Genomic DNA, 12,549 nt, shown 5'->3' on the forward strand with positions numbered 1-12,549 from the left:
TTGTGGGTGCCGAGCTTGCTCGGCACGCCGACAGCATTCCCGTTCGCGGCTTCTCCGAACGGCGCCGACCAAGGTCGGCATCTACCGGACGCCCGGCGCAGTCGGAAGGAAATGCCGCAACTCATCTCCTGGTAGATGCCGACCTTGGTCGGCGCCGTTCCAACCGCAGTCGAGCATGGCTCGACTCTACAGAAGCCGGTTACACCGCCGAGGCGGCGACCTTCTCCAGGATGCGCTTGCCGCTGCTCTCCAACGCCGCGTCTTCCTGGGCCTTCTGCTGCTGTGCCAGCTTCGCACCCGGGCACTGCGCCAGCATGTAGTTGGCGTCGAAGTTGAGCTTTTCCACCAGGAAATCGACGAACGCCCGCACCTTCGGCGAGACCAGGCGGCCACCGGCGAACACGGCGTTGAAGTCCACTTCCGGGCCGGTCCAGCCGGCCAGCACGCGCCGTACCATGCCGGACTCGACGAACGGCTTGGCCATCACATCACCGGTCAGCAGCAGGCCTTCGCCACACACCAGTGCACCATTAAGCGCAGACATGTCGTTGGCGGTCATCAGCGGGGTGACCGGGAAGTCACGCAGTTCGCCGCCGTTCTCGCCCAGCTGCCAGGTGAAGCGCGGTGAATTGCCAGTGTGATACGGCTTGCGCATCGCCAGGATGCGATGGAACTGCAGTTCTTCCGGATGCAGCGGCTCACCATAGCGCTCGATGTAGGCCGGGCTGGCGAACACCTGCGTGCGCAGGCTGCCCAGCTTGCGCGCGACCAGGTTGGAATCGGGCAGGGCGCCCACACGCAGCGCCAGATCCGCTTCGCCGGCAATCAGGTCCAGCTTCTCGTTGCCCATGTGCATGTCCAGGCGGATTTCCGGATACTGCGCATGGAACTGGCCCAGCAGCGGGGCGATCCAGGTGATGCCGATCGAATAGGGCACGGTGAAGCGCAGCCAGCCGCGCGGGCCGGACTGCAACTGGCTCACCGCGCTTTCGGCTTCTTCCAGCTCGCGCGCGATGCGCTGGCAATGCTCGTGGTAGATCGAGCCGGCTTCGGTCAGGCCGAGGCGGCGGGTGGTCCGGTGCAGCAGCCGCGCGCCCAGGCGCGTTTCCAGCTCCTGCACTTTGCGGCTGACCGTGGTCTTGGGCAGGCCGAGCGATTTGGCAGCGGCAATGAAACTGCCTTGCTCGACCACCTTGACGAAGATCAGCGTCTCGTTGAGATCGTGGGACATGGTCGGGGATCCTGGACGTCGGGGATGGGACAATCGTGACAGAACGATTGGACCGGGAGCGGGATGATTATTCCCCTTAATCAGGACTAATCAAGTAAAGGTTTGAGGTCTATCGTGGCGCCATTCGTGAAATGGAGCCCCCTCGCCATGAGCCTGCGCAACATTCTTGCCCGCTTCCGGCATGTCGGCCAGAACACCCTGGACCTGGCGATGACCGTCGAAGCCCGTCCGAGTTCCTTGGTACACAAGGACTTTCGTGAGTTTACCGCGCCCATGCGTCAGCAGCGTGGCGGTGCCATCCGCCTGGCCCCGCACAAGGGTGACCGGCTGCGCCGGATCGGGACTATCCCGGATTTGGGAGGAAATGTCCCGTGAATGGGATACTGACGCCCGAAGTCCTGGTCCTCGGCGGCACCGGTGCCGTCGGCCAGGGCGTGGTCGGCGCATTGCTGGAAGCCGGCAGCCCTGTGCTGGTGGTTGGCCGCGACCCGGGTCGGCTGGCGGCGCTGCATGAGCAGTTCGCCGATGAGCCTGGCCTGGAGACGCTGCTGGGCTCGCTCAGCGATGACGGCTCGGCACGTGCCTTGGCCGAACGCATCGCGCAGCGCCCGCGTCCGCTGGCGGCGGTCATCGCCGCAATGGGTGGCCCCTACCGTCGCGGCCGGGTGACCGACCGCAATGGCGATGAGCTGTTGGGGGCGATGCAGGCCGACCTGATGCCGCACGTGCACGCGGTGCGTCACCTGCTGCCACTGCTGCAGGACAACGTGCATGCACGCCGCTACGTGATGATCGGCAGCCCCGCCAACGCCAAGCCCTGGGCGGGCTACGGCGAGACCTCGATCACCACCGCCGCGCTGCGCATGTACGCGCAGGTGGTGCACCAGGAAGCGCAGGCACTGGGTGTGCGCGCGCAGATGCTGGAAGTCTGCAGTCCGGTGTGCACCCCGGCCAACGCGGCCAATGCGTGCATCGAGTGGCCAAGCTCGTTGCTGGTCGGTCGTCGTGTGGTCTCCCTGCTGGACGGCTGCCGCGACAACCGCGCCATCGTCCGCTGCGACAGCAGCGATGCCGAACTGCCGCGCGGCCTGCTGCACCTGGATGTCCCTCCACTGTGGCGCGATACCGCGGGCATCGCTTGACCTCGACCATGGTTGAGGTCGCAGTATGCGCCGCCGATTTTTGCAACACGTTCTCATATAGCTGTACCACCCCTCCGTACGGATGCATGCCATGACTTCCCCCAATACCACCCCACATCGTTTCGGCCATCGCATCGCGATGGTCGGCGTGTCGATCCTCGCCGCGGCCGTGCTTGCGGCCTGCAGCGGCGGCCATGCCGAAGAGGCCGGTGCTCCGCCGCCGCCGCAGGTCAGCGCCGCGCCGGTGCTGGTCAAGCAGGTCAGCCAGTGGGACGAGTTCAGCGGCCGCGTCGAAGCGGTGCAGAGCGTTGAACTGCGCCCGCGCGTGTCCGGTTACATCGACAAGGTCAACTATGTCGAAGGCCAGGAAGTGAAGAAGGGCGAAGTGCTCTTCACCATCGACGCGCGCAGCTACCAGGCCGAGTACGATCGCGCCGCCGCCGAGCTGGCCCGCGCCCGCACCCAGGCCACGCTGGCCCGCAGCGAATCCGAGCGCGCCAAGCGGTTGTCCGAGCAGCAGGCGATCTCCACCGAGACCGCCGAACAGCGTCGTGCCGCGGCCGACCAGTCCGGAGCCGCCGTGCAGGCCGCGCAGGCGGCGCTGGATGCCGCCCGCCTCAACCTGGAGTTCACCAAGGTGCGTGCACCGATCGACGGCCGCGCCGGCCGCGCGATGGTCACCGCCGGCAACCTGGTCACCGCCGGCGACAGTGCCAGCGTGCTGACCACGCTGGTCTCGCTGGATACCGTGTTCGTCTACTTCGATGCCGACGAAAGCACCTTCCTGCGCTATGCACAGATGGCACGCAAGGGCGAGCGCCCCAGCGAGCGTGACAGCGCGCTGCCGGTGAAGGTCGGCCTGTCCGGCGAAGAGGGCTACCCGCATGCGGGCAAGGTCGACTTCCTCGACAACCAGGTGGCCCGCAGCACCGGCACCATCCGCGTCCGTGCGCTGCTAGACAACGCCGACCGCCAGTTCACGCCGGGCCTGTTCGCCCGCGTGCAGCTGCTTGGCAGCGGCCAGTTCCAGGCCATGCTGATCGATGACAAGGCCGTGCTGACCGACCAGGACCGCAAGTACGTCTACGTGGTAGACAAGGATGGCAAGGCCCAGCGCCGCGACATCCAGCTCGGCCGCACCGCCGACGGCCTGCGCATTGTCGAGCACGGCCTTGCCGCCGGCGACAAGGTGATCATCGACGGCGTGCAGAAGGTCTTCATGCCGGGCATGCCGGTGCAGGCCAAGGCCGTGGCGATGCAGCCGCAGGCTGCGCCGGCACCGGGCCGCGATGCCACCGCCGCCCTGAACCACTGATCCGCCGGCTCCTGATCCGCGTCCCCGCTTAGCTGCCGGCGCCAGCGGCAGCCTTCCCTGCCTTCGTCATCCCGGCGAGGGGCAGGGTGGCTGTTGCCCGCCGGACGCCTTTCCCAGGAATTCCTCCATGGACTTTTCCCGTTTCTTCATCGACAGGCCGATCTTCGCGGCGGTGCTGTCGATCGTGATCTTCGCCGCAGGCCTGATCACGATTCCAATCCTGCCGATCAGCGAGTACCCCGAAGTGGTGCCGCCGTCGGTGGTCGTGCGCACGGTGTATCCGGGCGCCAACCCCAAGGTCATTGCCGAGACCGTCGCCACGCCGCTTGAAGAAGCGATCAACGGCGTCGAAGGCATGATGTACCTGAAGTCGGTTGCCGGCTCGGACGGCGTGCTGCAGATGACCGTCACCTTCCGCCCCGGTACCGATCCGGACGCGGCGGCGGTGAAGGTGCAGAACCGCGTGGCGCAGGCGCAGGCGCGCCTGCCCGAGGACGTGCGCCGGCAGGGCGTGACTACGCAGAAGCAGTCGCCAACCTTCCTGATGGTGGTGCACCTGACCTCGCCGCAAGGCAAGTACGACACCCTGTACCTGCGCAACTACGCCCGCCTGCACGTCAAGGATGCGCTGGCGCGTATTCCGGGCGTGGGTGACGCGCAGATCTTCGGTGGCGGCGACTACGCCATGCGTGCCTGGCTGGACCCGGACAAGGTGGCTTCGCGTGGCCTGACCGCCAGCGACGTGGTGCGTGCCATGCGCGAGCAGAACGTGCAGGTTTCGGCGGGTCAGCTCGGCGCCGAACCGTTGCCGAACAGCCAGTTCCTGACCCTGATCAACGCCCAGGGCCGCCTGAAGAGCGAAAAGGAATTCGGCGACATCGTGCTCAAGAGCGGCACCGATGGCGAGATCGTGCGCCTGGCCGACGTGGCCCGCCTTGAACTGGGTGCCGGTGACTACACCCTGCGCTCGCAGCTGGATGGCAAGAACGCGGTCGGTATCGGTATCTTCCAGTCGCCCGGTGCGAATGCGCTGGAGATTCGTGACCAGGTCATCTCGACGATGGACGAGATGCAGAAGACCATGCCGGCCGACGTGAAGTACGAAGCGGTGTATGACACCACCATCTTCGTGCGCGACTCGATCAAGGCCGTGGTCTCCACGCTGCTGGAAGCCATCGCCCTGGTGGTGCTGGTGGTGATCCTGTTCCTGCAGACCTGGCGTGCCTCGATCATCCCGTTGATCGCGGTGCCGGTGTCGGTGGTGGGTACCTTCGCCGCGCTGTACCTGCTGGGCTTCTCGATCAACACGCTGAGCCTGTTCGGCCTGGTGCTGGCGATCGGCATCGTGGTCGACGACGCGATCGTGGTGGTGGAGAACGTCGAGCGCAACATCGAGGAAGGCCTGTCACCCACCGCTGCGGCCCACCAGGCCATGCGTGAAGTGTCCGGCCCGATCGTGGCGATCGCGCTGGTGCTGTGTGCCGTGTTTGTGCCGATGGCCTTCCTGTCCGGCGTCACCGGCCAGTTCTACAAGCAGTTCGCAGTCACCATCGCCATCTCCACGGTGATCTCGGCGATCAACTCGCTGACCCTGTCGCCGGCCCTGGCCGCGCGTCTGCTGAAAGCCCATGGTGCTCCGAAGGACGCGCCGAGCCGCCTGATCGACCGCCTGTTCGGCTGGGTGTTCCGTCCGTTCAACCGCTTCTTCAAGTCCAGCTCGGAGAAGTACGAGCGTGGCGTGGCCCGCATCCTCGGCCGTCGTGGCGCGGTGTTCGTGGTCTACGCGATCCTGCTGGTCGGTACCGGCGTGATCTTCAAGCTGGTGCCGCCGGGCTTCATCCCGACCCAGGACAAGCTGTACCTGATCGCCGGTGTGAAGCTGCCGGAAGGTTCGTCGATCGCGCGCACCGATGAAATGCTGCGCAAGGTCGCCAAGATCGCCCAGGAAACCGATGGCGTGGCCCACACCATCTCGTTCCCGGGTCTGAACGCGCTGCAGTTCACCAACACGCCGAACACCGGTGTGGCGTTCATCCCGCTCAAGCCGTTCGCCGAGCGCCATGGCCGCACCGCCGCACAGATCAATGCCGAGATCAACCAGAAGATCGCCGGCCTGCAGGAAGGCTTCGCGTTCGCGATGATGCCGCCGCCGATCCTCGGCCTGGGCAACGGCAACGGCTACCAGATGTTCATCGAGGACCGTGGCAACCTGGGTTACGGCGCGCTGCAGAATGCGGTGCAGGCAATGCAGGGCACCGTTGCGCAGACGCCGGGCATGGCCTTCCCGATCAGCAGCTACCAGGCCAACGTGCCGCAGCTGGATGCCGAAGTGGACCGCGTCAAGGCCAAGGCGCAGGGCGTGCAGCTCACCGAGCTGTTCGACACCCTGCAGACCTACCTCGGTTCGGCCTACGTCAACGACTTCAACCAGTTCGGCCGTACCTGGCAGGTGATCGCCCAGGCCGACGGTCCGTTCCGCGAGACGGTCGAGGACATCGGCAAGCTGCGTACCCGCAACGACCGCGGCGAAATGGTGCCGATCGGTTCGATGGTCACCATCAAGCAGACCTTCGGCCCGGACCCGGTGCTGCGCTTCAATGGCTATCCGGCAGCAGACCTGGCCGGTGAGGCTGACCCGCGCCTGCTGTCCTCGGCCGAGGCGATGAACAAGCTGACCGAGATCGCCGGCAAGGTGCTGCCGGTGGGCATGACCACCGAATGGACCGACCTGAGCTACCAGCAGGCGACCCAGGGCAAGGCGGCCTTCATCGTGTTCCCGGTGGCGATCATGCTGGCCTTCCTGGTGTTGGCCGCGCTGTACGAGAGCTGGTCGCTGCCGCTGGCGGTGATCCTGATCGTGCCGATGACCCTGCTGTCCGCGCTGTTCGGCGTGTGGCTGACCGGTGGCGACAACAACGTGTTCGTGCAGGTCGGCCTGGTGGTGCTGATGGGCCTGGCGTGCAAGAACGCGATCCTGATCGTCGAATTCGCCAGAGAGCTGGAGATGGGCGGCAAGGGCATCGTTGAAGCCGCGCTGGAAGCCTGCCGCCTGCGTCTGCGCCCGATCGTGATGACCTCCATCGCCTTCATCGCCGGTACCGTGCCGCTGGTGCTGTCGCACGGCGCGGGTGCCGAGGTGCGCTCGGTGACCGGTATCACCGTGTTCGCCGGCATGCTGGGCGTGACCCTGTTCGGCCTGTTCCTCACCCCGGTGTTCTACGTGGCCCTGCGCAAGTTCGTCACCCGCAACGGCGGTGGCCAGCTGGTGCAGCACGGCGAGCCGACCATCCACCACTGACATGGAACCCCGTCGCCGCCGGTCACTGGCCGGCGGCGGCTTTCCACCCACAAGGCATGCATCCATGAATACCCATCAGAACAAGATCGCGCTGGTCACCGGCGCCACCCGTGGCATCGGCCTGGAAACCGTGCGCCAGCTGGCCCAGGCAGGTGTGCATACGCTGCTGGCCGGTCGCAAGCGCGATACGGCGGTGGAGCTGGCACTGAAGCTGCAGGCTGAAGGCCTGCCGGTCGAAGCCCTGCAACTGGACGTGACCGACGCGGCCAGCATCGCCGAAGCGGTCGAGCAGGTGCGCCAGCGTCACGGCCGCCTCGACATCCTGGTCAACAATGCCGGCATCATGATCGAGAACCCGGCGCAGGCGCCGTCGGAGCAGTCGCTCGACACCTGGAAGCGTACCTTCGACACCAACGTGTATGCGCTGGTCGCAGTAACCCAGGCATTCCTGCCGCTGGTCAAGCAGGCCAAGTCCGGGCGCATCGTCAACGTGTCGAGCATGCTCGGCTCGCAGACCCTGCACGCGGATCCCTCATCGGGCATCTACCACTTCAAGATTCCCGCCTACAACGCGTCCAAGGCCGCGGTGAACAGTTGGACCCTGAGCCTGGCCTACGAGCTGCGCAACACCCCGATCAAGGTCAATACCGTGCATCCCGGTTACGTGAAGACCGACATGAACGGCGGCAACGGCGAAATCGAAATCGCCGAAGGCGCGCGCTCCAGCGTGCAGATGGCGCTGATCGGCGAATCCGGTGCCAGCGGCAGCTTCACCTACCTGGGCGAGGTGCTGCCATGGTGATCCGCACGTTGGCGATGGCCGTCTCCAGCCTGGTGCTGGCAGGCTGTGTCAGCGTCGGCCCGAACTACAAGGCCCCGGTGCAGGAACCGGTGGTCCTGCAGAGCGCACAGCAGCCGGTCTTCAGCAGCGTTTCGCCGGTGGCCAGCTGGTGGGCGCAGTTCGATGATCCGGTGCTGGAACAGCTGGTGCATGGCGCCCTGTCGGACAACCTGGACCTGCGCGTGGCCGTGGCCCGCGTCAGCCAGGCCCGCGCAGTGTTCGTCGAAAGCCGTTTCGACCAGGCGCCGCACATCACCGCTGGCGGCAGCTACGACCGCCGCAAGCAACCCGATCCGCAGCTGGGTGGGCAGCGGGTGTTCAGTGAAAGCTACCAGCTCGGCTTCGACGCCGGCTGGGAGCTGGATCTGTTCGGCCGCAAGCGCCGTGCCGCTGAGGCCGCACGCGCCGACCTCGGTGCCGAGCAGGCCAACCTGGCCGATGCGCAGGTACTGGTCGCCGCCGAAGTGGCACGCAATTACTTCGAGCTGCGCGGAACGCAGAAGCGCATCGCGGTGGCCCAGCACACGCTGGAAAACCTGCGCGATACGCAGAAGCTGACCGAGGCGCGCTGGGAACTGGGCGCGGGAAGCGAGCTGGATGTGCAGAGCAGCCGCGCCCGCCTGAAGGCGATCGAGGCCGACATCCCGTTGCTGGAAGTGGCCGAGGCGCAGTCGCGCAACCGGCTGGCCGTGCTGCTCGGCCAGCGCCCGGAAGTGCTGACCGACATGCTCGCGCCGCACGACGTGCCGGCCTTCGCCAAGGCGCTGCCGCTGGGCGATACCCGCGAACTGCTGCGCCAGCGCGCCGACGTGCGCGTGGCCGAGCGTCGCCTGGCCGCTGCGACCGCACGCGTGGGCGTGGCCACCGCGGACCTGTTCCCGCGGTTGTCGCTGTCCGGCTTCGTCGGGTTCCTCGGCGGCGATGCCAGTGGCCTGGTCAATGGCAACAACAAGGCCTGGTCGCTGACCCCGTCGCTGAGCTGGGCAGCATTCGACTTCGGTACCGTGCGTGCACGCCTGCGTGCCAGCAAGGCTGAAGCCGAAGGCGTGGCCGCGCAGTACGAGCAGGCCGTGCTGCTGGCGCTCGAAGATACCGAGAACGCGCTGACCCGCTATTCCAAGCAGCAGGCACGGCTGGCGATCGTGGTCGAGCAGGCACAGGCCGCACGGCGTGCCGAATCACTGGCACAGATCCGCTATCGCGAAGGCTCGGAAGACTTCCTGACCCTGCTGGATGCGCAGCGCACGCAGTTGGCGGCCGATGACGCCCTGGCGGCGGCCGAGTCCGAAGTCAATGTCAGCGTGGTGGGCGTGTACAAGGCGCTGGGCGGCTGGGGGCAATCACCGCAGCAACCGAGCGTGGCGCAGGTGCAGTAACCGCAGGGGACGGAGGCAGTGGCTTCCGTCCCCTCCTGCTTTCAAGGCCACTGATTGGCCGGCACCTCGCGCTCGCGCATGCGCACGATGCAGAAGCGATGGCCGGTCGGTGCTTCCATCACCCACCAGCGTTTGACGAAGCCTATCCGGCGCGCGCCGAGCTTCTCCAGGCGGTCGGCCTCGGCATCGATGTCGTCGCTCTCGATGTCCAGGTGCACCCGTGACGGGTGATCGACCCGCTGGACTTCCACGTTCAAGCCCGCCGGTGCACCCAGCAGGTCGGCATACTCGGCGCCCCCTTCGACACGCGCCGCCTGTGCCTGCAGGCCGAGCGCGGCGGCCCAGAAGCCGGCACCTGCGTCGGCGGGAAGGTCCTGGCAGTCGATGATGAATCCAGCCAGCCGGCTCTGGTGGGCCATGTCCTGCTCCGCAGTTCGGGGGAGGAGGCAGGGTAACGCGATGCGTTCCGCGTACATCTTCACCTTCGTGACGTTTCTGACTCTGCCGGAATGCCGGCCCGACGTGTAACAAGTGGGTCAGGCACTCGGGAGGACAGGCGATGGCGGATGGAAGGCGGGATACCCAACGGATGTTGTTCGGCGATCCGGGTCCACCCGGTGCGGGTCTGTCAGTGGCGGTCGTGGTGCTGCTGGTGCTGGCGACGATGGCGGCGGCGGTCGGTTTCCTGCGCCTGCAGGATTCGATGTTGGGGCTGGGCCTGATTGGCGTGGCCGTGTTCCTGGCGATCGGGGCCCGCATCTGCCAGGCGCGCGACCAGCATCAGGCGCTGTATCGCCTGCTGTCGCGGCAGCCACCGCCGTAGCGGCGGCTGCCGTGGCTGCTCAGTGCCTGGGCCAGTCCAGTTCGACCACCAGCGGGAAATGATCCGATGGCAGCACGCCACCGATGCGGCGGTCATCGGTCAGGAAGCTGCGCGCATGGAAGCCGCGCACCAGGACCCAGTCCAGCTGCACGGTGGCCTTGCCGGTGAAATCGTGGAAGGTCAGCCGCGGGCCCTGCGGAGCCTTCACCTGGGTACGGGTGTCCTGCAGCACGCGGGTGAATGCCTTGTAGGTGTCGCCGCCGGGTTCGCTGTTGAAGTCGCCGGTCAGCACGACGGGCAGATCGGTCGGCAGGTTGGCCACGCGCTTGCCGATCAGTTCGGCACCCTTGACCCGCCGCGGCTCGTCTTCGTCGCGGTAGGGCAGGTGGGTGTTCATGAAGTAGAAGCGGCGGCCGTCGTCGATGCGGCGGAACAGCGCCCAGGTGACCATGCGTGGATACAGGTTGCCCCAGGTGATGCTGCCGGGCACATCGGGCGTATCGGACAACCAGAAGTTGCCTGATTCCTCGATCGCCAGCACCTTGCTGTCGTAGAACACGCCCATGTGCTCGTCGCCGCTGCCGCCGCGGCGGCCCTCGCCGAACCAACGGTAGCCGGGGAGGTGTCCTGCCAGGTACTCGGCCTGCTCCTGCACCAGTTCCTGGGTGCCGATCACCGCCGGGTGCGCATCGAGGATGACCTTCACCATCGCGTCGCGACGGTCGGGCCAGCGCTTGCCCGGCTCGGTATCGGCCGGGGTGCGCACATTGAACGACATCACCTTCAACGGCGCGGGGGCTGCGGCCCAGGCGCTGGTCGCAGGCAGGGCAAGCGCCAGCAGCGCAGACAGTACAGGGCGACGGAAACGCGACAACATCGTGGAATCCCTCCATTCCATGAAAACGGTTTCATGGAGCATCGCACGGATTGCCTGTTCATGGCTGTGCGCGCGCTGGCGGTATCCGCCGGTCGCCGCGGCGTATTCAGCAGGGCCTTTGACAGCGCATTGACCCGCCCGCGCGGGCCTGCGTGCTAGAACGGCGCTGCCGGCCACTGAACCCGGCACCGCAGCAACCATCAACGGAACCACAAGGAGCTGTGCCATGACACGATTGATTCGCGCCCTGCAGGTGTCGCTGAACCTGCGTTCGGACAATTCCACGCAGTGCATCCGTTCCAAGTATCGCTACTGGAATATCTTCTGACCGGAAGGACTCCACGTATTCGATGACATCGCCAGGGAGGGTCGATGATCTTCCCTGGCATTGGAGGCAGGGCATGGATGAGCGTGCAGCGGATGCGGAAGTGGTTTCCATCGACGACCTGCTCGAACGCGTGCGTCGCGAAGGGCCGGTACTGCGCTTCAACAATGATGTCGTCGGCATCTTTGATCCGGCCCTGGCGGTCAGGATCGACAAGGCCAACACCGACCGGCACACCGTACCGGATTCACTGATTGATTTTCTTGGGCTGCGCAGTGGCAGGGACCCCGTTGCGTGGCGCGAGGTGCGGGCGTTGCTGAGCGAGCAGGCCGGGCGGCTGGCCAGTCCCGGCCACATGCGCGACCTCTACACGCGCATGCACGGCTTCCTTGCCCAGCGCGCGGACAGGCCGCATGACCTCAGCGAACTGAGCTGGTGGACGATCTCGCAGTCGCTGTTGCCGATGCTGATCGACGGCCTCAGTCGATCCGACGTCGATGCGCTCATCGGTGAGCAGAAGACCCGATACAACGCCATCGTGCTGCAGAACTTCTCGTTCTGGCGGCGGATCATCGACTTCCATCTTTCCCGCCGCGCGGCCCGCACGGTGTCGCGGCACATCCGGCGTCGTGCGCGCCAGACCGTGCCGCGCGAGGACTTCCTGCAATCCCTGCTGCCGCTGGTGCAGCGGGTCGGGGTGGATCGCGTGGCCTATCTGGTGTCGATGGTGCTGGCCGGCATGTCGGGCCTGCCGGGCATCACGGCGGCCAGCCTGCTGTACGCGATGCATCGATTTCCGCACTGGCAGGCGCGCATCCGCGAGGAAACCTCGGCGCTGAGCCTGGAGCAGTTGTATGCGCTGCCGATCAAGTCGCTGCCGTGCACGTCGCGTTTCGTCAAGGAAACCCTGCGGCTGTGGCCGGGACTGTTCGCCCTGCATCGTCCGGCCTCGCACGATATCGACATCGAGGGCGTGTGCATCCGCAAGGGCGGGGCATACGAGTTGTCGTCCTACTTCCAGCATCATTCGCCGGAGTACTGGCAGAACCCGGACAGCTTCGATCCTGATCGCTGGTTGCCGGAGCGACGCCAGGCCAACAAGGGCGCCTACGTGCCCTTCGGATTTTCCTCGCGGGCCTGCATCGGCAGTGCGGTCGGCCACGCGCAGCTGCTGCGGTTCTGCGCATTGGTGACCCGCGATTTCGAGTTGACGGTGCAGGATGAGCCCACGCCGTGGATGCAGCTGGAAGGCTTTGCCATTCCGGTCGATTTCATCGGTACGCTGACGCCGCGGCACGCCTGACAGCATCTGTACTGCCTG

11 protein-coding genes are annotated in these 12,549 nt (G+C 66.3%); 8 read left to right on the forward strand and 3 right to left on the reverse strand.

What is annotated here, in order from left to right; all coding sequences use genetic code 11:
- Positions 1-199: 199 nt before the first annotated feature.
- Positions 200-1,231, reverse strand: a complete 1,032-nt coding sequence (locus tag AC5P5W_RS03500; RefSeq protein WP_032959145.1) for a LysR family transcriptional regulator — start codon at positions 1,229-1,231, stop codon at positions 200-202.
- Between the two features lie 147 nt (positions 1,232-1,378).
- On the opposite strand from AC5P5W_RS03500, the gene AC5P5W_RS03505 reads away from it, so the two are divergent.
- From AC5P5W_RS03505 to AC5P5W_RS03530, 6 genes are all read left to right on the forward strand, one after another.
- Positions 1,379-1,606 carry a hypothetical protein gene (locus AC5P5W_RS03505; protein WP_041863314.1) on the forward strand — a complete coding sequence of 76 codons (228 nt, stop codon included), beginning with the start codon at positions 1,379-1,381 and terminating at the stop codon, positions 1,604-1,606.
- Positions 1,603-2,373, forward strand: a complete 771-nt coding sequence (locus AC5P5W_RS03510) for an SDR family NAD(P)-dependent oxidoreductase (protein WP_014646786.1) — start codon at positions 1,603-1,605, stop codon at positions 2,371-2,373. Before AC5P5W_RS03505 ends, AC5P5W_RS03510 begins: the two co-directional genes overlap by 4 nt.
- A 91-nt stretch (positions 2,374-2,464) precedes the next feature.
- Positions 2,465-3,688, forward strand: a complete 1,224-nt coding sequence (locus AC5P5W_RS03515) for an efflux RND transporter periplasmic adaptor subunit (RefSeq protein WP_014646787.1) — start codon at positions 2,465-2,467, stop codon at positions 3,686-3,688.
- Between the two features lie 127 nt (positions 3,689-3,815).
- Entirely contained in the window at positions 3,816-6,986 is a 3,171-nt protein-coding gene (locus tag AC5P5W_RS03520; protein ID WP_014646788.1) for an efflux RND transporter permease subunit, read from the forward strand.
- A 64-nt stretch (positions 6,987-7,050) separates the two neighbouring features.
- Positions 7,051-7,788: an SDR family oxidoreductase gene (locus AC5P5W_RS03525; protein ID WP_049439198.1), complete on the forward strand. Its 738-nt coding sequence runs from the start codon at positions 7,051-7,053 to the stop codon at positions 7,786-7,788.
- Positions 7,782-9,203, forward strand: coding sequence for an efflux transporter outer membrane subunit (locus AC5P5W_RS03530; protein WP_111206164.1), 1,422 nt, complete (start codon positions 7,782-7,784; stop codon positions 9,201-9,203). Before AC5P5W_RS03525 ends, AC5P5W_RS03530 begins: the two co-directional genes overlap by 7 nt.
- Before the next feature lie 41 nt (positions 9,204-9,244).
- Here AC5P5W_RS03530 and AC5P5W_RS03535 read toward each other — a convergent pair whose 3' ends face one another.
- Complete coding sequence (locus AC5P5W_RS03535; RefSeq protein WP_014646791.1) at positions 9,245-9,622, reverse strand: VOC family protein; 378 nt, start codon at positions 9,620-9,622, stop codon at positions 9,245-9,247.
- 140 nt (positions 9,623-9,762) lie between these two features.
- Here AC5P5W_RS03535 and AC5P5W_RS03540 point away from each other — a divergent pair, with 140 nt between their 5' ends.
- A complete protein-coding gene (locus AC5P5W_RS03540; protein ID WP_032959134.1) occupies positions 9,763-10,026 on the forward strand; it encodes a hypothetical protein in 264 nt (87 codons plus the stop codon).
- A gap of 19 nt (positions 10,027-10,045) precedes the next feature.
- On the opposite strand, the gene AC5P5W_RS03545 is transcribed toward AC5P5W_RS03540, so the two are convergent.
- Positions 10,046-10,903 (reverse strand): endonuclease/exonuclease/phosphatase family protein, encoded by an 858-nt coding sequence (locus tag AC5P5W_RS03545; protein WP_197561310.1) that lies wholly within the window; start codon positions 10,901-10,903, stop codon positions 10,046-10,048.
- A 401-nt stretch (positions 10,904-11,304) separates the two neighbouring features.
- Here AC5P5W_RS03545 and AC5P5W_RS03550 point away from each other — a divergent pair, with 401 nt between their 5' ends.
- Complete coding sequence (locus tag AC5P5W_RS03550) at positions 11,305-12,531, forward strand: cytochrome P450 (RefSeq protein WP_495220832.1); 1,227 nt, start codon at positions 11,305-11,307, stop codon at positions 12,529-12,531.
- Positions 12,532-12,549 lie beyond the last annotated feature (18 nt).

The organism is Stenotrophomonas sp. YJH_SMC_123 (assembly GCF_059368215.1).